The 23,822-nt window shown below is 66.2% G+C and carries 16 protein-coding genes; 4 read left to right on the top strand and 12 right to left on the bottom strand.

Annotated features, from left to right (window positions below):
- Positions 1 to 21: 21 nt before the first annotated feature.
- Genes JW958_03000 through JW958_02990 form a run of 3 tightly spaced genes read right to left on the bottom strand, consistent with a single transcriptional unit; the run spans position 22 to position 1,353 of the window.
- Positions 22 to 345 carry a YbjQ family protein gene (locus JW958_03000; protein MBN1825207.1) on the bottom strand — a complete coding sequence of 108 codons (324 nt, stop codon included), beginning with the start codon at positions 343 to 345 and terminating at the stop codon, positions 22 to 24.
- Positions 342 to 788, bottom strand: a complete 447-nt coding sequence (locus tag JW958_02995; GenBank protein ID MBN1825206.1) for a zf-HC2 domain-containing protein — start codon at positions 786 to 788, stop codon at positions 342 to 344. The genes JW958_03000 and JW958_02995 overlap by 4 nt, the downstream gene beginning before the upstream one ends.
- Positions 778 to 1,353, bottom strand: coding sequence for a sigma-70 family RNA polymerase sigma factor (locus tag JW958_02990; GenBank protein MBN1825205.1), 576 nt, complete (start codon positions 1,351 to 1,353; stop codon positions 778 to 780). The genes JW958_02995 and JW958_02990 overlap by 11 nt, the downstream gene beginning before the upstream one ends.
- Positions 1,354 to 1,552: 199 nt before the next feature.
- Between JW958_02990 and JW958_02985 the strand changes: the two genes are divergently transcribed.
- Positions 1,553 to 2,554 carry a hypothetical protein gene (locus JW958_02985; GenBank protein MBN1825204.1) on the top strand — a complete coding sequence of 334 codons (1,002 nt, stop codon included), beginning with the start codon at positions 1,553 to 1,555 and terminating at the stop codon, positions 2,552 to 2,554.
- A gap of 39 nt (positions 2,555 to 2,593) precedes the next feature.
- Here the strand turns inward: JW958_02985 and hflK are convergent, their stop codons facing one another.
- Genes hflK through JW958_02970 form a run of 3 tightly spaced genes read right to left on the bottom strand, consistent with a single transcriptional unit; the run spans position 2,594 to position 6,567 of the window.
- Positions 2,594 to 3,505, bottom strand: a complete 912-nt coding sequence (hflK, locus tag JW958_02980; GenBank protein ID MBN1825203.1) for an FtsH protease activity modulator HflK — start codon at positions 3,503 to 3,505, stop codon at positions 2,594 to 2,596.
- 1 nt (position 3,506) lies between these two features.
- Positions 3,507 to 4,406 carry a protease modulator HflC gene (locus JW958_02975; GenBank protein MBN1825202.1) on the bottom strand — a complete coding sequence of 300 codons (900 nt, stop codon included), beginning with the start codon at positions 4,404 to 4,406 and terminating at the stop codon, positions 3,507 to 3,509.
- Positions 4,396 to 6,567 carry an SO_0444 family Cu/Zn efflux transporter gene (locus tag JW958_02970; GenBank protein ID MBN1825201.1) on the bottom strand — a complete coding sequence of 724 codons (2,172 nt, stop codon included), beginning with the start codon at positions 6,565 to 6,567 and terminating at the stop codon, positions 4,396 to 4,398. The genes JW958_02975 and JW958_02970 overlap by 11 nt, the downstream gene beginning before the upstream one ends.
- Positions 6,568 to 6,758: 191 nt before the next feature.
- Here JW958_02970 and JW958_02965 point away from each other — a divergent pair, with 191 nt between their 5' ends.
- Positions 6,759 to 8,666 (top strand): hypothetical protein, encoded by a 1,908-nt coding sequence (locus JW958_02965; GenBank protein ID MBN1825200.1) that lies wholly within the window; start codon positions 6,759 to 6,761, stop codon positions 8,664 to 8,666.
- A 574-nt stretch (positions 8,667 to 9,240) separates the two neighbouring features.
- Here the strand turns inward: JW958_02965 and JW958_02960 are convergent.
- Positions 9,241 to 10,821 (bottom strand): carboxypeptidase-like regulatory domain-containing protein, encoded by a 1,581-nt coding sequence (locus JW958_02960; GenBank protein ID MBN1825199.1) that lies wholly within the window; start codon positions 10,819 to 10,821, stop codon positions 9,241 to 9,243.
- A 422-nt stretch (positions 10,822 to 11,243) separates the two neighbouring features.
- On the opposite strand from JW958_02960, the gene JW958_02955 reads away from it, so the two are divergent.
- The gene (locus JW958_02955; protein MBN1825198.1) at positions 11,244 to 13,898 is read left to right on the top strand and encodes a protein kinase; all 2,655 of its coding nucleotides are present in this window, start codon (positions 11,244 to 11,246) and stop codon (positions 13,896 to 13,898) included.
- Positions 13,899 to 13,945: 47 nt separating this feature from the next.
- Here the strand turns inward: JW958_02955 and JW958_02950 are convergent, their stop codons facing one another.
- Positions 13,946 to 14,695, bottom strand: a complete 750-nt coding sequence (locus JW958_02950; GenBank protein MBN1825197.1) for an SDR family oxidoreductase — start codon at positions 14,693 to 14,695, stop codon at positions 13,946 to 13,948.
- A gap of 9 nt (positions 14,696 to 14,704) precedes the next feature.
- Positions 14,705 to 16,180, bottom strand: a complete 1,476-nt coding sequence (locus JW958_02945; GenBank protein MBN1825196.1) for an HAD-IG family 5'-nucleotidase — start codon at positions 16,178 to 16,180, stop codon at positions 14,705 to 14,707.
- Between the two features lie 308 nt (positions 16,181 to 16,488).
- Between JW958_02945 and JW958_02940 the strand changes: the two genes are divergently transcribed.
- Positions 16,489 to 19,884: a response regulator gene (locus JW958_02940; protein ID MBN1825195.1), complete on the top strand. Its 3,396-nt coding sequence runs from the start codon at positions 16,489 to 16,491 to the stop codon at positions 19,882 to 19,884.
- Between the two features lie 51 nt (positions 19,885 to 19,935).
- Here JW958_02940 and buk read toward each other — a convergent pair whose 3' ends face one another.
- The 3 genes from buk to JW958_02925 form a co-directional block, all read right to left on the bottom strand.
- Complete coding sequence (gene buk / locus JW958_02935) at positions 19,936 to 21,024, bottom strand: butyrate kinase (GenBank protein MBN1825194.1); 1,089 nt, start codon at positions 21,022 to 21,024, stop codon at positions 19,936 to 19,938.
- Entirely contained in the window at positions 21,011 to 21,943 is a 933-nt protein-coding gene (locus tag JW958_02930; GenBank protein ID MBN1825193.1) for a phosphate butyryltransferase, read from the bottom strand. The genes buk and JW958_02930 overlap by 14 nt, the downstream gene beginning before the upstream one ends.
- Positions 21,944 to 22,098: 155 nt before the next feature.
- A complete protein-coding gene (locus tag JW958_02925; protein ID MBN1825192.1) occupies positions 22,099 to 23,064 on the bottom strand; it encodes a hypothetical protein in 966 nt (321 codons plus the stop codon).
- Positions 23,065 to 23,822: the final 758 nt, after the last annotated feature.

Genomic DNA, 23,822 nt, shown 5'->3' with positions numbered 1-23,822 from the left:
GGACGGGACGGAGGGGTTGTCTCAGTCGATCTTGCGAAGACGGACCGCCGTGCCGTAGGCGACGATCTCCGCCGCCCCCTGCATGACCGACGAGGTCATGAAGCGCATCTGCAACACCGCGTCGGCGCCGAGCCGTTTCGACTCGGCGGTCATCCGGTCCAACGCCTGTTCCCGCGCCTCGGCGAGCATCTTTGTGTAGTCGTGCACCTCGCCGCCCACCAGATTTCGCAGCTTGGCGAGGACGTCGTGCCCCAAGTGCCGCGCCCGGACCGTGCTCCCCCGAACGAGTCCGAGAACCTCGACGATCTCGTATCCGGGCGCGCTCTCCAAGGTGCTGACCATCATGTTTTCACCCTCCGGTACGGATCCCGCTTCCAGGCGTGGAGCCGTTGGCGACCCACCGACACGAGAAGAATCAGCAGGCCGAGAACCAGGAATCCGACGCCGCAGCGCAGGAGGAGCGGCTCTTCCGGACTAAAAAAGAAGTCGCGCAGCAGAGAACAGGCGGCGAACGCGAGAACCACGATCGCCCCGGCGGAGAAGAAGATCCAACCGGCGCCGCGCTCCAGACGATTATAGACCCCCGTCCAGTACGCCTCCCAGTCTCGTTCCTCCAAATCGGCCAGCCTCATTCTCGCCGTCACCTCCTTCACCCGGCGGAGTTTCTCGAGTTCCGTCCGGCAGACACCGCACTCTTCCAGGTGCTTTTCGAACTCGAGACGATCCTCCGGGGACATCTCTCCGTCCAGATAGGCCATGGAAAGCAGCGGGAAATCCTCACACCGCACGACGGGCCTCCTCCCCGAGCAACTTTTCCTTCAAACTCTGCCGAGCATGGAAGAGCCGGGACATGACCGTTCCGATCGGAATATCCAGGATCTCGGCGATCTCCTTATAGCTGTGATCCTGGAGATCCTTGAGCACCACCACCTCCCGGTGCTTGGCGTCGAGTTCCGCGAGCCCCCTCCAGATCCGCTCCGCCGCCTCGTTCCGCTCGGCGAGCAGTTCCGGCGAGAATCGGTCGCCGGCCGGTATGTCCCGGCCTTCCGCGCGCATCTCCTCCAGCGAATCCTCCCGGCGCGTTTTCCGTTTCGCGTGGGCGGAAGCGCAGAGGTTGCGCAGAATGCGGAAAAACCAGGGCGCGAAATCCCGGGTAGGATCGAAACGGGCGATGGCGTGAAAAGCCCGTACGAAGGCTTCCTGCGAGAGATCGTAGGCCTCCTCGCGGTTACCGACCAACGCGAGGGCGGTGAAAAAGGCCCGCCGCCGGTAGGCTTCCACGATCGGTCCGAACGCCTCGCGATCGCCGCTTTGGCATCTCACGATCCAATCCCGCTCTTCCATTCGGTCCATGTGAAAGTCCAAATGGCGGGGTTTTCCGTTTCCCCCGCCTCTGAAGGGCCTACCGCCGAGGGCGGCTTTTATTCAATCGGCGCCGTCGCGGGGTTCCCCCCGGCGCCCGTCCGAAAACCGAATGCGCAAGGAGTTGCGCCTTCGCACTTTACACCCGCCCATTCCATCCCGTATTCTCCGGAGAGGGCAGGATGGAAACATGGCGAAACCGACGTCGAGACGAAACTGGCGCGTCTTCTACGACCGTCTCCTGAAAGAGGGAGAATACCAGATCTCCTTCGATGCGGAGAAGTACGGCGCCTACAAAACCTATCGCGAGGTCTTCATCCAGATCGATCGCATCCTCAAGCGCTACCCGCAGCGGCTGGAGCCGGTCTCCATCGGCAAGAGCGCCGGCGGCGAGGCGATCTGGGCGTTCCGCGTGGACAACACGAGAGAGGAGACGGAGCCGCCGGTTCGTTTTCTGATCACCTCGCTGCTCCACCCGCTCGAGTTCATCGGTGCCGAGATCACACTCACTCTGATGGAACGGTTCGCGGCCAACATGAAACTGAATCCCACCCTGCAGAACCGCGAGGTGGTCTTCCTTCCGATCCTGAACCCGGACGGTTACCGGCGCGTGGAAAAAGACCTGGCGGCCGGCCGCTCCCGCTTCCGGCGCTTCAACCGGAACGGCGTCGACCTGAACCGCAACTTCAGCGCCTTCTTCTCCCGCCGCGCTCCGATCTTCGGCGCGCTCCGTTTCCTCTACAACCCCGGTCCGCGGCCCTTCAGCGAGCCGGAAACCGCCGCCTACCGGTCCCTCCTCTTGGAGCACCGTTTCGATTTCGCCGCTTCCTTCCACTCCTTCGGCGGCCGTTTCTTCTGGCCCTACGCCGCGAAACGGGAGAGCTGCCGGCACGACTCGTGGTTTCGGGACACGGTCCGGGCGATGATCGACCTGCAGCCGCGCTGCGGTTTCCGGGCGAAGCAACTCGGCCGCTGGTTCCCCCTCTTCCGCGCGCGTGGGACGGAGATGGACTACCTGTACGAGGTGTACGGAACCCGGGCGATCACCATCGAGGCTTTCCGCCGGGGACCGTCGATCCTGAACCCGGCGGCCTGGCGCGATCCCTTCACTCTTTTCAATCCGAAGAATCCGGAGCGGGAAGTGGAAAACCTGATGGACCCGCTCTTCCATTTCCTCGCGTCGAGCGGATAGAAACGCGGGTGACGGGGCTCGGGGGAACGGCCGGTCCTCTCAGTCGAACAGCTTGACGCCCACCGGCTCGCGCCCCTCCTCGGAGTCGATCACATAGACGGAAACGGACCGCAGCACCTTGTCGACGGTTTCCAGATACATACGCTCCTTGGTGATCTGCGGCGCCCGCAGATACTCGGCGGTCATCACGCGGATCCTCTCGGCGTTGCCGCGCGCCCAGGCGACCCGGGCGTTCCGGTCCCCCTCGGCCCCCTGGAGAAGCGCCTCCGCCTCGCCGCGCGCGCGCGGGAGGCTCTCGCTGGCGTAGCCGTTCGCCTCGTTGATCGCCCTTTCCCGGTCCGCCTTGGCGTTCTGCACGTCCTGAAACGCCTCGATCACCTCGCCGGGAGCTTCGATCCTTTTGAGCGTGGCGGAGACCACGGCGATGCCGGCTCCGTAGGCGCGCAGTTTCTCCTGCGTCCCCAGGCGGACCGCTTCGAGAAAAGCCTGCCTTTCCGAAGTGAGCACTTCGTCCACCGGCTTTTGGGCAAGAATGCGTGTCGCGACCGCCTCCGCGGCGCGCCGGACCAGGAAGTGGGGATCCTCCACGCCGAAGGCAAAGGTATAGGGATCGTCGATCACGTACTGAAGGATCATTTCCAGGTCAAGGATGTTCGTGTCGCCGGTAAGAAACTCCGTCTCCGCCTGGGCGGGGGGGAGGCCGCGCACCGAGTCCGCGATCTTGAAGCCGACGCTCATCTGATAGGACGTGGTGGTGCGGACCACGACCCGTTTGCCGACGGGCCAGGGGGGCGCCCAGTGGATTCCCGAAGGAACCCGCGTCTTCCACGGTTTCCCGAAAAGGAGCACCACCGCCTCCTCGTCCTGCTGGACGATGAAGAGGCCCGAGCCGAGATAGAGAAGGGCGATCGCGGCGAGGACGATTCGGGCGGCGGGGGGCCGTTTCATCATTCTAGCGACCTCCTCCCGACGTCCGGCCGGTGGTCAAAAGCCGCATCAAATCCGAGTCGCCCGAGATCACCAGCGTGGTCTTGTCGCTCACGATCTTCTCGTAGCTTTCCAGGGTGCGCAGGAAAGTGTAGAAATCGGGATCCAGGCGAATCGCCTCCGCCATGATCCGGGTCGCCTCCGCCTCTCCTCCGCCGCGGATCTCGTCGGCCTGCCGCCGCGCCTCGGCGAGAATCTCCGACTTCTGCTTGTCCGCGTCCGCCCGGATGCGGAGCGCCTGTTCCTCGCCCTCGGACCGGAAACGTTTGGCGATCCGGTGCCGCTCGGTCCGCATCCGCTGGAAAACCGATTCCTTGTTCTGCTCCGGGAAGGCGAGCCGCTTGACGCGAAAGTCCTCGATCCGAATCCCGTAGTCGCGAACGATCCTCTCCCCGCCCTTCTCCAGGATCGAACCGACTACCTCGTCGAGCCGCATGCGGGTCGAGTCGGTCGACACCAGCGCCGCCATCGGCGTCCGGCCGACGGCGGAACCGATCTCGGAAGAGAGAATGTCGGTGATCCGCGTCTCCGCGCCGCGACGGTTGTACACGCGCCGCAGATAGAGAAGCGGGTCCTCGACGCGCCAAAGCGTGTAACCGCTCGCCACCACGTTGATCTTGTCCTCGGTGTGGTATTCGGTGGGAGGCAGGTCGAGGGTGAGCAGGCGCGCGTCGATCCGGTTGATCGACTCGATCGGTTTGCGCAAATCGAAATGCAGCCCCGGCTCGGTGTGAACCGCCACCGGATTCCCGAAGAGGGTCACCACAACGTATTCGGTCACGTCCACCACGTAAAAGGAGGACAACAGGTACACGGCGGCGATCACACCGACCGCGCCGAGCGCCCACTTTCGTCTATCGCTCATCGGTCCCCTCCCTCTTCGCCCCGAAGAGGTCCGGCAGGACGTTTCCCTTCCCCGACCGGAACCAGATTTCGAAGTCGTCCACGGCGCCGGGGTCGGGCCGGATCACGGTCCGGCATCCCGGCAAAATTCTCTCCATCGTTTCCAGGTAGAGACGAAGCCGGATGCTTCCGGGCTCCTCGGCGGACGCCTCCTGGAGGGCGAGGAACTTCGCCGCCGCCCCTCGCGCCGAGGCGACGCGCTCCGAATGGGCCGCCTCGGCGTCGGCGACGATCCGGGCCGCCTGGCCCCGCGCGCCGTTCACGGCCCCTTCCCAATACACGTACGCCTCGTGGATCATCCGCGCCCGGTCCTCCTGGGCGCTCGCCACGTCCCGAAAATCGTAATGCACTTCCCGCGGCGCGTGGGTCGCCTGGAGGCGGATCTCCTCGATCCGCAGTCCGGAAAGCCCCTCGTCCAGAACGGCGTTCGCCCTCTCCTCGACCCTCCGCTCGATTTCGTAGCGGGAATCGGTGATGATCCGGTCGATCTCCCAGGCCGCGGTCTCCCGCAGGATCGACCAGAGCGCCACGTCGCGGATCAGCTGCTCCGCCGCCTCGACGCCGAACGTGTACCGGATCGGGTCCGACACCCGATAGTGGACCGTGGAGATCACGTCCACGATGTTCTCGTCGCCGGTCAGGAAGAGCGCCTCCTCGAAGATCCGGTTTACCGCGCGTCCAGGCTCGGAGCAGATCGTGCAATAAAAATCGAGGGGATCGCACACGCGCTCCTCGGATCGGAACCCGATGTCGAGCCGGACCACCCCGTCCACGCTGCACCGGGCGGACCGCCCGAAGGGACGCGGCGGGCACCAGTGGAGACCGGGCGCGCGGTCCGTCGCGCGAATGACACCGAAGACTCTCTCCATCCCCACCTCGCCCGGCCGGACGGTGTAAAAGCCGGTGAGCAGATAGACGGCCGCCGCCGCCGCGAGGGCGACCCGCCCGGCGGTGGTGCCGTAAAGGTGGCGCGGGCGGAAACGCCGGATCGGACCGAGAATGCTTCGCATGTTGTCTTTCAGCTCGCACCAGCCGTGCCGGACGCCGGTGCGGCGGAAGCTGCGGTAGGCGAGGTAGAGAAAGACCACCAGGCCGATCCCCTTGGCGGCGCTCAGCAGGAAACCGGTGGAGCTGCCCGACGTACCCGGCACGTGGCTGGCGCTCCAGGTGTAGACGCGGTTGAAGAGAAGGCCCGCGACGATGGAAACGGCCATGATCGAGGCGATCAGGATCTTCAGGAAACGACGTCCGAAAACCTTCCCCAACACCGAGATGCTCACCGCGTTGGTCACCGGACCCGTGAGGAGGAAGGCGAGCACCGCGCCGGGATTCAACCCCTTGGCGAGGAACGCCGCCGCGATGGGCGTGGAGCCGGAAGCGCACATGTAGAGCGGGATCCCGACCGCCACCGCCACGAGGATGGAGAAAACCCCGCTCCCCAGATAGCGGCCGAAGAACTCGGGGGGGAGGAGCGCGCCGAGAAGACCGGTCAGCACGATACCGAGCATGAACCAGAAGAGAAGCTCGTCGAAAAGATAGCTGAATGCGTAATGGGACGCGGCGCGGAAACGGCCGTACCGGCTGTCGGCTCGGTATTCCTCGATCTTGAGCTCGTCCAGCTCGTTCACTTCGGCGGCGCAGGTGGGCGCCGGCTCCGTTTCCTTCGCGCCTCTCCCTTGCAGCGGGTCCGCGTCTCCGTCTTCACCGAAGATCATGTGCGCCGCGCCCGCCACCAGGGCGGTGACGATCGCCACGATGGGGCGCGCGACGGCGTAGACCGGGCCGAGAAGACCATAGGAGAGGACGATCGATTCGAAGCTCGTCTCCGGCGTCGTGATGAGGAAGGAGAGGACCGACTCGCGGCTCGCCCCTTTTTTCCGGAGCTCCACGGCCGCCGGGAGCACGCCGCAGGAGCAGAGAGGGAGAGGCGCGCCCAGGATGGCGGCGTTCACCATCGACCGGAAGCCCCGCTTCCCGAGATAGGTCACGATCCGCTCCGTGCTCAGATAGGAGTGGAGCAATCCGGCGACGAAAAAGCCGAAGAGAAGGAAGAGGCCGCTCTCATAGAGCATGCGTACCGTCTCGAGAACGAAATCGCGAAAGAACCCGATGAGTAACGTCATGAGGAACCCTCGACCCGCCCGATGGCGTCATCCTCCATATATACCACTTGCCCCGGAGGGCCAAAGGATAAAAGATAGGGCTCGGGCGGCCGGGTCGCCGTATCGCCACGATCCTTTGCACACGGCCCGCCCCTCCGGGGTTCGAGGAAAACCCGGGAACACGGGAGGGGCGGGAGTGGTGGAAAGAGGAAATGGGAAGGAAAAGAGAAGAAAAACCGGGGTGGCGCGGCTCCTGCGGGGGTAGGCGATGGCGAGCCTTTCTCGCCGCGGCGGCGGCGCTCGCGGCGCTTCTCTCCGGCGCGGCCGCGGCCGAGGAACCTTCCCGCTACGTTCTCCTCCTCTCGGCCCCTCCCTCCACTCCCCATCCGAACGGGATTCGGACACAGTTCGCGAGAAGGCTGGAGGAGAGCGGCCTCCCCCTTCTTCCCGCCGCCGTGCCGGACGCGGCGGAGGAAAACCTGGCCGCCCTTCTCGAGGAAGCGGGGGGCGCGCCCCTCTCCGGCCACGCCCTCGCCTATGTCCGGAGCGAGGCGCGCGAGTTCGGCCTCGACCTGATCCTTCACCTCCACCTGCCGTGGGAGGGGGAAGAGCGGGAGATCCGGGTGCTCGGCACCCGTTCCCCTTTCGACGAGAACTGGATCGTCCGGCTCCCGGCGGCGCCCACCGGCTCGACCGGCGCCGCGGCGGCGGCGCTGGCCGACTCCGCCGTTCGGCGGCTGGGAGGAGAACCACCCTCCTCTCCCCCGCGCGTCTTTCGCGCCGACGCGGAAGAGCAATACGCCTCCGGTCTCATCTTCGGATCGATCAACCTTCTCTCGGAATCGGCGGCCCTCGATTCCTTCCACTCCCCGGCCCTTTCGGAACTCGGTTTCCGCCTCTTCCTGCGGGAAAGCCGGGAGAGAGGCGCCGCTTTCCTCGACCGAGTCCGGCCTGCCGATCTCACCACGAGGGAGAGGCTCGTGCACCGCGTCCGTTTGGCGCGGGTGCGCGGCTCCGACGAGGAGGCGCGCCTCGCTCTCGCCCGCCTCGTCGAGGAGTATCCCAACCGTTTCGACACGCTCCTTCTGGATGCGCTGGACCGCCTGGACCGCGGGGAGTCGGAAGAGGGGCGCCGCCTCCTCGCGAAGGCGGTGGAGAAGCGCCCTCTCGACCCGATGCCGCACCGGCTTCTGGGCGACGCGGCGCTGCGCGACGGATTCCTCGACCTCGCCCGGGACGAATACCGCCGCGCCCTCGGTCTCTCGCCGCGGGACCATCTCGCGCGGATCGGGATCGCGTCGCTCTACTATTCGGAGGGCCTTCTCGAGGAGACGGGGGACATCCTCTCGCTACCACCACCACCGAACCCGCACGGACCGGAGGGGACGCGGCCCTATTTCGTCCACCGGGCGGCGCGCGCCGACTTCCTCTTCGCCCAGGGCCGTTTTCACGAGGCGGCGGGGGATCTGGTGCAGGCGCGCGACGAGGCGTACGGCCTCCGTGACGAGGAAAGCCTGATCGACCTGACGGAGAGGCTCATCTTCGTCTATCTGGAGGCGGGGGAGTGGGACGCGGCGGCGACGGAACTCGCGGAGCTGCGCTTCCGGGGGGACGGACTCGCGGGCGCGGGATCGCGTCCGGGAAAGGTGGCGTGGCTGGAGGGACTTTTCGGCGCCTACCGGGGCGATCTGGGGGCGGTGGCGGCCAAGAAGCTGGAGCTGGAGAGCGAACCGGGCGCCGATCCGGATCTGCCGGACCTTCTCGACGGGGTGCATCTCCTCTTCGGCGGATCCGGTTGGGAGGCGATTCCGCCGCTCCGCCGCGCGCTCCACGAGAAGGACCGTCCCTGGACGCGGCACCTCCTGGGGCGCGCTTCCTGGCTCGCCAAACGATGGGGACCCGCCCTTCGGGAGTTGGAGCATCTGGCGGATCGCGGAGAGTCCTTCCTCGACCTCCCTCCTGTGCTCCCTCTTACTTTTTATTACCTGGGGCGCACTCTCGAGGAGCAGGGGGAGAAGGATCGGGCCGGTCTCGCCTACCGCGAGTTCCTCCACTACTGGCGCTACGCGAATCCGGAAAGGTCCGAGGTGCGCCACGCGCGGGGATTCCTCTACGACTGAGACCGTGTTTTTAAAAAGGAGTTGTCTTACCGTTAAAAGTGTGTTATAGTTTCCGCATGAATATCCTGAGTTCTGATGGCTCAGGGTACTCGGGGTAGTCTGAGCGGAGTTAGGCCTTTCGGGTGATAGCGGAAACCCGGAAGGCCTCTTTATTTTCGGGGGGAGCGATTGGATTCTGCTGCGGTTCCGGATCACGGGCTGCGGGACCGTTCTTCCGTCGTCCCCTTCCTCCTCGTAGCTCGGGCTACGATTCCGGGAGGGACCTCGTCCAGTACGATCCCTCGCCTCGCGCTCCGAAACCTCGCGACGAATCAGGCGCCCGGTAACGAACATTCCGGTATCTGTATCGAAATCGTCCTTCTCCTCCCCCGCCGGCTCTCCCTTCGGGGCACGGTGTGGGGAGCCGGACGGACGGGTAATCCCTCTCGGAGTCCGTCCGAGGAGGAGACGGAGGGGATAGCGGGATCGAGAGAAGGCCTGACGGCCCCGAGAGGGAGAGCCGGCGGGGGAAGGGAAACCGCCGTTCGGTACGCTGTTCTCTCCGAGCGAAGCGAGGGGGTATCCGGTACCGAGATCAACCCGCGGTGGGATCGACCACCCGTCCGAGAAAGAGGATCGCGCCGGTGACCTTGTCGCGGATGAGGAAAAGGAAGGGGTGGTCGGCACGGAATTCGGGGGGAAAATGGGTAGATAATCCAAGGGTTTCCATGACGACCGCCGTAGCCGCGGCCGCCTCGGTCCCCTCTTCATTCACCTCGACGAAGCTCTTGTGGAACACCTCGGATAGGAAGAGCGGTATCTCCTCCTCCTCGGCCATTTCGGAGAAATCGGCCCGCACGTCGGAAAAGGCGGTCTTCATCCCGAGATGAAAAAGCGCGTCGGACAGATTAAAACGATCTTCGATCCGGAACGGGGGGATCAGGACGGCGACTTCCGTATTCTTTGCGCCCTCGATCCATCCATCGATCCGCTCGGCGGTCAGTTTCTTCTCCAGATCGGCGAGGCCGTCGATCCGGTCGGGGAGGAGAATCACCAGGGAAATCTGCCCCGGTTGATAGGGCATCGCGAGGACGCGAAGACCGTCCTCTTCATATTTACTGAACAGACAATCCCTTTTGTCCACCATCATCGGAACGGAGAGGGTGTCGCCGGAGAGAAGATAAAACGGCTCATCCCGGGTTTTGTCTTTCTTGAAGGCGTCCACCCAGAGCCCCTTGAAATAGATCGCGTTCGCGAGCACCAGGCGTGTTAGGGTATTTACCCCCCCGGGGGGAATCAGGTCGCGGATCCGATTCCGGGTTTCCTCTTCCACCCAACGATTGATCGTCAGGCGGGCTCCTTCCGTATCGGTGCGGAAATCGACCTCTTCCAGGGAAGCGCCGTATTCCTCTTCCGTGATCGATAAAAACCGCTTCCGGAACCGGTGTTCACTCTCTCCGAAGAGACGATTCGCTATGCTGAGTTCGTAGACTCCCTCCCCACTCCCCCGGATCAGGCTCTCGCGGATCTCCATCCAACCTGTGTGAAGATGCTCGTCGTCGCCTGAAAAGTGGAGCGTTCGTGCCATCTCCTCCTTCGTCTCCCCCGCCGCGCCGGCGTAGGTCATGGCGAGCGCCATGCTCACGCTGAAGGGGGAGAAGAAGAGGTTCCCTTCCGTTTCGGCGAGAATCCCATAGAGATCCCAGGCGAAGGAGTTCGCGGAGTCCGCCGCGGCGCGTGCGAGGGGCTCCCGATCCTCGTCGATCCGCCGCGCTTTGGCTTTCGCCGCTCGTTCCTCCTGGAGCTTCCTCAACTCCTCTTGTTTTACAGGAGGGATATACCCGATCTCATGCAAGAGGAAATGGACCGTGGTCGTATCGTTCGGACTTATCTCGACACTCTTCTCAATGAGCGGATTGTAGCCGTTCATCCAGACCTTTACATGGTATGTGCCCGGCGGGATGTATTTGACCTCGAACCTTCCATTCTGCTGGACGATCCCCCCCTTGTTCGTCTCAAGAATAACGACATCCGCCCATTCCACCGGCTCTCCAGTCTCCGCGTCTTTGACCGTTCCGGCTAGGGTACCGGTCCCCGTTTGCTGCGCGGGAGAGGGGACGGAGAAAACGAAGAGGAGCGTAAGGAAAAGGAAGAGGCGGGCGGGACGGTCGAGCATGATCCACCTCCTTCGAGGGATCGGCGCCGGGCGATGTGGATAGGCGTACTATACACGATTGAGACGTGAATGTCACGCCGCCGCCGCCGCGGAATCGATTTCGGCCGCGGCTTCCACCCTCGCTTTTCCGCCTTCGCGGGGCGCGGGCGGGTCCCTCGATGCGAGCGGACCCTCCTTGGCGAGCACGCCGTTCCTGAGAAGGACGGAACGGTGAAAATCGCACAAAACGCCATCAAATAACAAGTTAACCAAATTCCACTTCCGGCGATTCTTCAGCTGCGCCGAGGAGCGAGTCGCCGAAATCCATCGATCTTCTTGGCCCGGTCCCCATGATCGGTATAATGATGCGGCGGACGGGCGCCTGCGCGCGACAGATCACCCTGTACGGCCGTCCTCCCCGCGGGGAGACCGGAGGCCCACGTATGATCGGCGAGACCGTTTCCCATTACCGCATCCTCGGCAAGCTGGGCGAGGGAGGAATGGGCGTGGTCTACAAGGCGGAGGACACCCGTCTCCAACGAACGGTGGCGCTCAAGTTCCTCCCCGCCGAGGCGACATCTTCGCCGCGCGAGAAGGCGCGATTCCTGAACGAGGCGCGCGCCGCCGCCGCCCTCTCCCATCCCAACATCTGCACCATCCACGAGATCGACGAGCACGAGGGGCGCAGCTTCATCGCCATGGAGTGCGTCGAGGGGAAAACCCTCAAGGAGATTCTCGAAGGCGGCCCTCTCCCGCCCGGCGAGACGGCGCGGATCGCGCTCCAGGCGGCGGAGGGGTTGCAGGAGGCGCACGGCAAGGGGATCGTCCACAGGGACATCAAGCCGGCGAACCTGATGCTCACGGCGCAGGGGCGGGTGAAGATCATGGACTTCGGACTCGCCAAGTCGACGGAGCAGACCATGATCACCCTCCCCGGCACGACGGTGGGAACGGCGGCGTACATGTCGCCGGAGCAGGCGCAGGGGATCGAGCTGGACGGACGAAGCGACGTCTGGTCCCTCGGCGTTCTCCTCTATCAGATGCTCACCGGGCGCACTCCCTTCCAGGGGAACTCCATCCCCGCGCTTCTCTACGCGGTGCTGCACGAAACGCCGCCCCCCCTCGCCGAGGCGCGACCCGGAGTGCCCGCGCCTCTCGCGCGGATCGTCGAGCGCTGCATGGAGAAGGAGAGGGAGAAGCGCTACGGATCGGCGGGGGAGGTCGCCAACGATCTTCGGCCCCACGTCGATCCGAGCGCGCGGGACGTGACCGCCACCGGATGGGCGGTCGCGCAAACCGCCCCCGCGCCGGCCGCGCCCGCCCCCGCCTCGCGGCGGAAACGCCGCGTGCTCTTCGCCGGCGGCGCCCTTCTCGTCATCGGTATGGTTTTCCTCGCCCTCCTTCTCCTCGGCGGCGGCGGGGAAGGCGGCCGGAAAAAGCTCGCCGTCCTCCCCCTCGAAAACATCGGGCCGCGGGAGGACGAGTACTTCGCCGACGGGATCACCGAGGCGATCATCGCGCGGCTCGCCGGCATCCACGGTCTCGCCGTCATCTCCCGGAAGAGCGCGATGCAGTTCAAGGGGAGCGATCTCACCAGCCAGGAGATCGGGCGCGAGCTGGGCGCCGACTTCGTCCTCGAGGGGACGATCCAGAGGGAGCGCCCCAACGATCCCGCCAGCATCCTCCGCGTGACGTCCAGCCTCATCAGTGTCGCCGACGCGGTGTCGGTCTGGGCGGATCATTACGACAAGGACATGACCGAACTCTTCGCCGTGCAATCGGAAATCGCCGAGCGGGTCGCCCGCGCGCTCGACATCACCCTGCTGGAGCCGGAGCGCCGCTCGGTCCAGTCGCGCCCCACCGAGAACCTGGAGGCCTACGAACTGTTCCTCCGCGGCAACGACTCCTACAACCGCCGCCTCTCCGAGAGGGACGCCCGCGTCGCCGTGGAGATGTACGAGAGGGCGGTCGAGATCGACCCCGCTTTCGCCGTCGCCTGGGCGTCGCTGGCGCGGGCGCGGGTCTGGCTGAAGTGGCACTTCGGGCACGACGACGAACTGGCCGCCGCGCGCGTGGCGGCCGAGCACGCCCTCCGCCTGGCGCCGGACGGCGTGGACACGCGCATGGCCCTCGGCGACCTCGCCTACTACGGGCACCGCGACTACACCGAAGCGCTGGAACACTTCCAGTTCGTTCAACGGAGCCGGCCGAGCGAGTCGGACGCCATCGCCTCCATCGGCTGGATCCACCGCCGCCGCGGCGAGTGGGAGGAATCGGTCCGCACGCTCCGCGAGGCGATGGAGCTGAACCCGCGGGACCCGACCATCACCCACGGGCTCGGCCAGACCCTGGTTCGGATGCGCCGTTTCGACGAGGCGGAGCCGGTGCTGGATCGCGCCGTTTCCCTCTGGCCGCATCTGGTCTTCGCCTACGTGGACCTGGCGCTGATCGACCTGAACCGGGACGGCGACACCGCCGCCGCCGCCATGACGATCCGGAACGCCTCCCGCCGCATACCCGCCGCCGAGTTTCTGGGCGTCACACCCCTCTTCCTCCTCCGCATCGTCCCCGACGCCTTCTCCGGAATCTGCGCGCAGCTCTCCCTCGGCGGCGCCGGGATCGACAGCCCGTCGGACTCGGTCTTCTGTCTCCTTTATAAGGCGGAGCTGGACGGCGTGCGCGGAGAGCCGGAACGAGCGCGGGCGCGGGCCGACTCGGCGCGCACGGTCCTGGACCGGTGCGTACGGAGCGATCCGGAGGCGGGGTGGCTCCGGGGTCTTCTCGGCGTGGCGGAGGCGCGTCTCGGGCTCCGCGACGAGGCGCTCCGGGACGGACGCGCCGCGGTGGATCTGCTTCCCCTCGACCGCGACGCCATGAGCGGCCCCTACCAGAACGAACGGCTCGCCCAGATCGCCGTCGTCTGCGACGATCCGACGATCGCCATCGAGCAGCTCCGGACCCTCCTCGAAAACCCCTCCCGGGTCAGCGCCGTCACCGTTCGCCTCGACCCTCTCTGGGAGTCGTACCGATCGAACCGCGCCTTCCGCGCGCTCCTCGACACGCCGCCGGCGAAGGACGCGCCCGCGAGCAATCGTTAGAACCTATTCCGTTTGGATCGCAAAGAAAGGACGCGCGACGAAAGCGGTCAGCGGCTCCCCAGGTGCCGGCCCCCGTCGACGGGGAGGACGGCGCCGGTGACGTAGCACGCCTCGGCGGTGAGGAAGAGCGCCGCCGACGCGATGTCCGACGGATCGCCCCGGCGTTTCAGAAGCGTCCGCGCCACCGCCTCGTCCAGGGACTCCGCCCCCTCCGGTTCGGAGGGGAGGATCGGCCCGGGAAGAATCGCGTTTACCCGGATCCGCGGCGCCAGCGCCCGCGCGAGCCCGCGGGTGAGATGGATCAATCCCGCCTTGGTGGCGCCGTAGGCGAGATAGCCGGGCCAGGGATCGAGAGCGCAGACGTCGGCGATGAAGAGGATCGATCCCTCCCCCATGCGCGCCGCCGCCGCCTGGGAGAGGAAGAAAGGTGCCTTCAGGTTGACGGCGTGGAAGCGGTCCCAATCCCGCTCGGTCGTTTCACCGAAAGGGGTGCGGCCGAAGAGGGCGGCGTTGTGGATCACGACGTCGATCCGGCCGAAAGCGCGGTGGACGTCCTCGGCCAGCCCTTCCGCTTCCGCGACCGAGGAGAGGTCCGCGCGAAAGGTGCGCGCTCCATTCCCTGCGAGACGGGCGGTTTCCTCCGCCTCCTCCGCCGAGCGGTGGTGATGCACCGCCACCCGCGCTCCCTCGCCGGCGAGCGCGAGGGCGAGCGTCCGGCCGATCCGTTTCGCCGCGCCGGTGACCAGCGCCGCGCGCCCCTCCAGCAGTCGGCTCTTTCCCGCCTCGCGACCGCTCACGGCGCCCTCCTACATCTCGTGGGGCATAAGATCCACGGGGGATCGGAAGTAGTGATCCTTGGAGTAGAAAAGGAAATTGCTCGCCCGGCTCGTGTACACGCAGGCGAAATCGCGCACCTGGTGGCCGAAACGGCTCGGCTCGTTCCCCTCGCGGAAGAGGGGCCCCCAGATCCGATTGTACCGGCGCTCGCACTCCCGCCAGAGCGTCGCGGTCTGCTCGGCCAGATCGGCGATCTCCCGGGAACGTGCGTCGATCTCCGCCTGCAGGATCGCGATCTTCGACTCCCGGCGGCTCAGCACACGGGGAAGCGCCTTCTCCCGGCTCAGCATGCGGAGACGGTTCTGCTCCCGCTCGAGCGCGGCCCTCTCCATGTCGATCCGGTCCCGTTCCTCCGAAAGCCCCGAGTAGATCCGCAGCTTCGGCTGCAGCTCCAGGGTGATCTTCAGCTCCTGTTCCAGCTCCGGAACGACCATGGCGGTCCGCCACCCCGCCGACTTTTTCGCCCTTAAAATGTCCCCGTAGGTGTGATCGCCGAAATAGAGAATCTCGTCTCCCCGGTGACCGACGCGCTCCTCCAGGAAACGCGCGCTCCCGCCCTTGTACGCCTCCGGGTGGGTGGTCTTGCGGATCGGCGCCGGCTTCCGGCGGGTCCCCTCGTCGAAGAAACCGGGTTTCGCCGCCTCGGTGATGATGAGATCGAAAAAATCGGTCCAGTGGCGTGTGTCCGAGGCGGGGCGTTTGTGGAAGAGATGGTTCATCAACACGTCGGCGTAGTAATACTCCGAGTTGGTGAGCAGAAAAATCTTCTTCCCCCATGTGCGAAACTCGTCAATCACCTGCACCAGCTTGGGATCGATCCGGATGAAGCGGGACGGATTCCCGCGGATCACGTTCTTGATGCTGCCGTCGGCGTGGGCCTGGTCGATCATGGCCCGCACGTCCTTATAGATCTGAACGAAGTTGGGCTTTTCCCCCCGCTCCTCCAGCAAATCGATAATGGAAAGGTAGAGGTACACCTCGGGAAGGTGGAAGAGAGTGTCCACCGACACGAACCTCTCCGAGGAAAGGTTGATCCGGGCGCGGCGGTACGTTTCGAGTTGCTCCCGGCTCAGCTCCTTCCGGCCGTGGAACGCCCGGGTCACGTACTTGTGGTAGTTCATCTTGACGATGTTCCCCTTACGGCGGTCGATCACCAGCCCCCGGATGACGAACTCCGGGTCGTAGCGTATGTTCGAGACCGCCGCGGGGTAGCCGAGCTTGCGGACCAGCTTCTGCTGCGTCGCGCGAAAAGCGAGCTCCTCCACCTGAAGGGGATCGTAGTGGGCGAGTGTGTGGTCCAGATCGAATCCGATCGCGCCGTTCGAGGTGAGGCGGAGGTTCCGGTTGCAGAACACGCGTTGCCGCCGCGGGATCCGCCGCTCTTCGGCGAAAGTGCCGGTCAGATAGACCCGCTCCGAGAGCCCCCTCTCCCTTCGTGACGCCATCGATCTCCCCGTTTCCCCGGGAAACCCTCCCGGACAAGGAGGATCGGCACCGGGACGCCCCCGCTGAAGATCCCCCCGGGAACCCGCCCAGACTACCCCAAGCGCCCGGCCGGGGCAAGGCGGCGATCCGGGCACGGGCGCCTAACTTCCTGAAAGCGCGACGGTTCTTCTCAAGAAGCGCCCCCGGAATGTCGATTCTCCGAGCGTGGGTCGTTCGGTCCGAGCCGCCGGGCGGCGAACCGGACGGTCCGTTCCCCGTGTCCGCGGGAGAACGGCGGGCCGCGCCGTGTTTCCCCACCGGAGAGGCGATGCACCGTCCCGGATTGAAATCGAGAATCCTCGTGCCGCTGACGGTCGCCCTCGTCGGCATGCTCGCCGTGTTCGTCCTCTCCATCTTTCTCCTCGAGAAGGCGGGCGCCCGGAAAAGCCTGGCCGAAGACCTGCGCGAAGCGCGGGATTCCTTCCGGCGCGACCAGGAAACGGAAACACGGCTGATGAGCGCGGCGCTCGAAGCGATCATGCGGGACGGCGGGGTGCGGAACCGTTTCCTCGCCGGCGACCGCGAAGGACTTCTCGAAGCAACGGCGCCTCTCTACGAAGACCTCCGGAGAGAACACGGCATCACCCATTTCAATTTCCTCCTCCCCAACCGAATCGACTTTCTGCGCGTGCACCGTCCCGAGCTCCACGGCGACATGATCCACCGCTTCACGGCTCGCGAGGCGGAAAAGACCGGCGCCCCGAGTTCCGGACTCGACCTCGAGCTCTACAGCGGCTTCCTCACGCTGCGGGTGATCACGCCCTGGTTTCATAAGGGACGCCTGATCGGCTACGTCGAGCTGGGGAAGGAGATCGTCTCCATCACCGGAAGCATCGGGACCGTGCCGGGCCAGGAGGTCGTGGTGGCGCTCCAGAAACGGAACCTGGTGAGGGAGTACTGGGAACGGGGGATGAGTTCCCTCGGCCGCGAGTCGGATTGGGACCGCTACCCCGATGTCGTGATCGTGGATCGTACGGTGGAGCGCATTCCGCCGGAACTGGAGAAGCATTTCCGCAGCGAACGAATCCACACTCACGGCTCTCCGCTGGAAACTCATTACAAAGGGAACCTCTATCTCACCGGGTTCATCCCCCTGCTCAGCGCTTCCGGCGAGCGTCTCGGCGAGATCGCGGTCATGGGTAGCGGTTCGGTCAGACTCGCCGCCGCGCGCGCCACCGCCCTGCGCGCCGGCCTCCTCAGCCTGGCGATCGGCGCGGCCCTCTTCCTCTTTCTCAATCTCTTCCTCCGGAGCGTCGAGGAGGACATCGAGAGCGCTCAGCTTCGTCTGCGGCTCCAGGAGACGGCGCTCGAGTCGGCGGCGAACGCGGTCGGGATCGCCGACGAGCGGGGACGCTTGGTCTGGTGCAATCCCGCTTTCCTCGCCCTGGCCGGGACAACCGCCGAAGAGACGCTCGGCCGGGATCTTTTCCTGCCGCAGCAATCGACCCACCCGGAGAGCTTCTTCCGGAACGTCTGGTCCATCGTCCGCGAGGGACGGGTCTGGAAAGGGGAACTGCTCAGCCGCCAACGAGGCGGCCGGGACTACGTGGAAGAGACCACCATCACGCCGGTGCTCGACAAGAGGGGAGAGATCACACACTTCATCGCCGTGAAAACGGATGTGACCGATCGGAAACGCGCGGAACGCCGGTTGGAGAGGGCGCGGGACGCGGCAATCGAGGCGAGCCGGGCGAAGTCGGAGTTCCTTGCGAACATGAGCCACGAAATCCGCACTCCGCTGAACGGCATCCTCGGCATGACCGGCCTCGCGCTCGAAACGGACCTGAACGAAGAGCAGCGCGAATACCTCGAAACCACCCGCGAATCGGCGGAATCGCTGATGGCGGTGATCGGCGATATCCTCGACTTCTCCAAGATCGAGGCGGGCAAACTGGAAATCGACGAAATCCCCTTCGCGCTCCGCGGGCTTCTGGACGACACGCTCCGCGCCCTCGCGCTCCGCGCCCACGACAAAGGGCTGGAGTTGGTCTGCCGAATCGAGCCGGGATTGCCGAACCGTCTGATCGGCGACCCGCTCAGGCTCCGCCAGATTCTGGTCAACCTGGTCGGCAACGCGATCAAGTTCACCGAACGGGGCGAGATCCGCGTGGAGGTAAGCGCGGTGGATGCGGGCGGCGACCGAAAAATGCTGGAGATCGCGGTGATCGACACCGGCATCGGGATCGAGCCGGAGCAGCAGCACCGCATCTTCCTCTCCTTTACGCAGGCGGACGGCTCGGTGACGCGACGGCACGGCGGCACCGGCCTCGGACTGTCGATCGTTTTACGCCTCGCCGAGATGATGGGCGGCTCCGTTACCCTGGAGAGCGAACCGGACCGCGGCAGCACCTTCCGCGTCCGCCACCCACTCCGCGTCGACGAGGAGACCCCGACGCCGGAACCTTCCGGCGTGGGGCCCGCGTTGCAAGGCCTCTCCGCGCTCGTCGTGGACGACAACGAATCGGCGCGGCGCGCGCTCGAAGAGATCCTCCGCCACTGGGGGATGGAAACGACCTCCGCGTCGAACGCCGAGGAGGGGTGGGAAAGGATCGCGGAGAGGCGGAGAAGCGGGGGCGCCTTCTCCCTGCTGCTCGTCGACGCGGGACTCCCCGGCACGGACGGCCCCGCCTTCCTGAGGCGCCTCCCGGTCGAAGAAGGCGATCCGGTTCCGGTGGTGTTGATGGTCGATGCGAACCGGCGGCCCGAGACGGACGGAAACGGGCCGCCCGCCGGAACGCCCCGTCTCGTCAAACCGGTCCTCGCCGGACCCTTGCGGGACGCGATCGCCGCGGCGCTCCGAATCGCTTCGCGGCGCGCTCCGGATCGGGGGGAGAGCGATAGGCGGATCCCCCTCGCCGACAAGTCCCTCCGAATCCTCCTCGCCGAGGACCATCCGGTCAATCAGCGCCTGGCGGTCCGGATGCTGGAAAAGGCGGGGCACCGGGTGATCGTCGCGGCGGACGGCGCCGAGGCGGTGCGGATCTGGGAGGGTGATCGTTTCGACGTGATCCTTATGGACGTACAAATGCCCCGTATGGACGGACTGGAGGCGACGCGGGCGATTCGTCGCGGCGAGGAGGAGCGCGGCGGGCGAACGCCGATCGTGGCGCTCACCGCCCACGCGCGCAAGGAGGACGAGGCGACCTGTCTCGCCGCCGGGATGGACGCCTATCTCTCCAAACCGATCCGTCCCGCCGTTCTCTTCGAGACGCTCCGGGCGATCGGCGGGGGGGAAGGTCCGGAGGACCGCGCCCCCTCCGGCGGCGGTGCGGAGGAAGGGCCGGCGCTCGCCGGGATCGATCTGCGGGCGGCGCTCGCCCTCGTCGACGACGACGAAGAACTCCTTCGGGAGATCGCCGGGATTCTTTCCGAGAGCATGCCCCGCCTCCTCTCCAACATCGAGAACGCTTTCGCGGGCGCCGACGGCGAGGCGCTGGAGCGGGCGGCACACAGCTTCCGCGGCTCCCTCGGGAGCGTCTGCGCCACCGAGGCGGTGCGCGCCGCCGGGGAGATCGAGGAACTCGCCAGGGAGGGTCGCCTCGCCGATACGGGCGAGGCGTTCGCCCGCCTCAAGACGGAAGTGGAGCGCCTCCTCCCCTCCATCGACGCCATCGTCTCCGCCGGCGCCCCGCCGGAGGAAGGCGCCTCCCCGCCCACCGCGTAAAAAAAGGGCCCGGCGCGAGCCGAGCCCTCGAGTATCCCCTCATTCTCTTCTTTACTCGTAATGGATCGATTCTTCCTCCCCGCGAAGCACGCGAAGCGCCCCTTCGGCGAGAGCCCGCAGCTCGTCCTCGCCCGGATAGAGGCGAACCGGCGCGATCCACCCGATTCTCTCCCGGAGTTGGTCGATCAACCTCTCCTCGTGGGCCATGCCGCCGGTCAGCAGGATCGCGTTCACCTCGCCGCGGAGCACGGTCGCCATGGCGCCGATCTCCTTGGCGATCTGATAGGCCATGGCGCGGAAAACCAACTCCGCCTCGGCGTCCCCTTCGTCGATCCGGCGGACCACCTCCATCAGATCCTTTGTCCCTAAATAGGATTGAAGCCCCCCCTCGCGAAAGAGCATCCTCTCGACCTCCTTGCGATCGTGTTCGCCGGAGAAACAGAGTTTCACAAGCCCCATGCAGGGAACGGTGCCTGTCCGCTCGGTGGAGAAAGCCCCCTCCTCGCGCGAGTTGGTCACGTCGATCATCCGCCCCCCCTCGTGCGCGGAAACGCTGATCCCGCTCCCCAGGTGGGCCACCACGAGGCGGAGCGCGTCGTACCGCTCACCACGCTCCCGGGCGTATCGCTTGGCGGTCGCCTTGGTGTTGAGCGCGTGGGAGAGACAGGGGCGGTCCATCCCTTTCCGCCCGGAGAGGCGGGCGACGGGGGGCCACTCGTCCACGCTGACCGGATCGACGATGAAAGCCGGAGCGCCCGCCGCGTCGGCGAGGCTCCGGGCGAGCTGGCCGCCCAGGTTGGAGGCGTGGTCCCCCCGCGCGGCCTCTCGAAGATCGCGAAGCATCGCCTCGGTCACGACGAACGTGCCGCTCGGGAGCGCCTTCAGCAGCCCGCCCCGGCCGACCGCCGCGTCGATGGCGAGAGGATCGACTCCGCGTCCCTCCAGCGCCGAGCGGACCGCGCCGAGCCGAAAATCGAGCTGGGCCGTCATCGGCAACCGCGCGAAGGGAGCCATCTCCTCGTCCCCGTGGCGGATCGTTTCTACGAACTCCGCCGTTTCGTCCCTAAAATACCCGATCTTGGTCGACGTGGACCCCGGGTTGATCGCCAAGATCCGCAGTTCCTTCTCACGCTCCCGCATGGATGATTACCCCCAAGGCGACGGCGTTCAGCTTGTCCTCGGCGCTCTCCACCCGGGAAGGGATCAGCACCGGCACCGTGGCCCCCATGATGACGTGGCCGCAGGCGCTGCCACCCAAATACTTGACTCCCTTACCGAGTAGGTTGCCCGCCTCGATGTTGGGCACCACCATGACGTCCGCCCGGCCCGCCACGACGGAGGTGATCCCCTTCGCCTCGGCGGCGGAGAGGAGAAGCGCGTTGTCCAGCGCCAGGGGCCCGTAGACCTCGGCGTCGCCGAAGACCCCCTCCTCTCCCATGCGGGTCAGCTCCCGGGCGTCCACCGTCGAGGGGAGCTTCTCCGAGACCGCCTCGGTGGCGCTCATCACCGCCACCCGCGGGCGGTCGATTCCGAGGGCGCGCATCACCGGGAGGGCGTTCTCGACGATCTCCCTCTTCTGCTCCAGCGTGGGGAGCACGTTCAGCCCGCCGTCGGTGATCCCCACCAAGCGCCGCCCGCCGGAACAGACGTCCTCGTAGAGGAGCACGTCGCTGAGCGTGCGCCCCGTGCGAAGCCCCCTTTCCTTGTCGAGCACCGCGCGGAGGAGCTGGTCGGTGCGCAGATGCCCCTTGAGGAGGATGTCCACTTCCCCCCCGCGGACCCGCGCGACCGCGGCGGCGGCCGCCTCCTCCGGCCCGGCGGCGGCGACAAAGGTCGCGCGCGCCGCGAGGGCGCCGAGGCCGAGCGCCTCCGCCTTGCCGCGGATCTTCTTCCCGTCGCCGACCAGCACCGCCTCGGCGATTCCCTGCTCCACGGCGAGGGAGATCGCGGTGAGGGCGACCTCATCGTCGGCGACCACGACGGCGACCCGCTTGGGGCCGGACTCCCGCGCCCGGAGGCGCAACTCCTCGAAAGTCCGCAGCGTATTGTCGGAACTCATCAAACACACCTCTCTCGTGGAATCGATTCGAGCCGGGGCCGGACGGTCGCACAGCGACCGCGCACCGGGGGCGTAAGGGTCCGGATCGCGGCCGCCCCATCGGATCGCGCCGGGCGACCCGGACCCTCACCGGGATGAAAGGAACGCCCCTAGGGCTAGCGTAGCAGGACCATCTTCCTCGTGGAAGTCCAACGTCCCGCGTCGAGCCGGCAGAAGTACACGCCCGACGGTGAAGGCGACCCGCCGCGCCCGCGCCCGTCCCAGAAGAAGGCGTGCCGGCCCGCCGGGTAGTCCCCGTCGGCGACGCGCGCCACGAGTCGGCCCGCCGCATCGAACACGCCGAGGCGCACCCGCGCCGGTTCCCGGAGCGTGAAGGCGATCTCCGTCGACGGGTTAAAGGGATTCGGCCGGTTCGGAAGAAGCGTGACCGGCGCGGCGGGCGCGCCGGCGCCGGCGAGGGCGACCTCCGTGTCCTCTTCGATGAGCGGGTCCAGGCACATGAAGCCGAGATAGGCGGCGATCCAGGCGTGGTCCATCGTGTCCGTGTCCGCCGGGTTCCCCTGAATCCCGCCGTCATCGTCGGTGTCGAAAGCGAGCAGGTAGTCGGTCAGCCACTGGTGGCGCGCTCCCCAATAGGGATCGCCGGTGGACCGTTGCACGCGCTTATGGCCGAGCGCGTACCAACCGTTCGCGGCGTTTTCCCAGTCGCCTGGATCGGCGACGGTGTCCATCAGCGTCGCGTAGGTTTCGACCCAGAGCGATTCCTCGCCCACGTTCACTCGGAAGTACGATTCGAGCAGGCCCCAGGCGACGGCCCCGCCGCTCACCGCCCACTCCTCGTTGCTCATGATCGCCGGGTCGGAGTCGACCCAACCCTTCACGCGGTTCGCCCGCTTCCAACCCCTGTACTTCCAGACCGAGTCCTCGCGCGCCTCGCCGTAGGCGTAGAGGTTCCCCGCGCCCCAGGCGAGCACGGGCGGGTTGACCAGATCGTAGAAGCCGGTCGTTCCCGGCCGCGACAGGTTATGGGTGGCGAGATAACTCGCGCAGGAGTCGACGTAAGAACGGTAAGTGGTGTCTCCGGTGACCTGCTCGTACTTATCCCCGCCCGCACCGCCCATCCGCAGTTGTAGATCCTATAGTAGCCGCCGATCAGGTCGTCTCCCCCTTCCTCATTATAGGCGGGGTGGTTCAGCACGTAGGTCCAAGAGGCGTCCAGATTGTCCATGTAGGTTGATTGGCCGGTCAGCTCGTAGTAACGGGTGAAGATCCAGATCGACTCGCTGGTGTTGTCGGTCTGGATCACCTCCATCATGTGCTCCGCCTCCCGGATGCCGCCGTAATGCGGACTCGCGATCTCCGTGACCTGCTTTCCTGCGATGAATGAGGCGACCAGGTCGTAATCGGCGAGAGGATTGCCGGAGAAACGGAAACCCTCCGCCGGCGGGAGAACCCGCGCCCCGGCGTCGAAGGACTCCCGGGCTCGGGCGGCGTCCTCCGGCGTCCAGGGAATGGTGGCGAAAACCGTCGAGACCGCGACAAGAAGGAGAAGGAGGAGTACGAAGAGACGCATGGCGCACCTCGCTTTCGGAAAGGGGGTTCCCATATGGGCGATCCGCGCGAAATCGGCCTCTTCAGTTTAACATGAAGGGCGCCCCGCGATCCAGAGGGCGCCCTGGGGACGCTACCACCCGGGGGTCCCGCCGGGGGATTCTCCGGTACCGGAAATCCTTTCACTCGCTACATTCATGAAAAGAGAATCCGGTACCGAAGGAGCACCATCCCCTCCGCCTCCTCCCCGGACGGACGGCGTGATCCTTCGAGGAGAAGGGGCGGGGGGCGACCCTCCCTTCCGCCGCCGGGCTCCCTCTCGGGGCCG

Source organism: Candidatus Eisenbacteria bacterium (assembly GCA_016930695.1).
GTDB lineage: Bacteria > Orphanbacterota > Orphanbacteria > Orphanbacterales > Orphanbacteraceae > JAFGGD01.
Note: the sequence above shows the minus strand (reverse complement) of the source record. Positions and strands in the feature narration are given on the sequence as shown.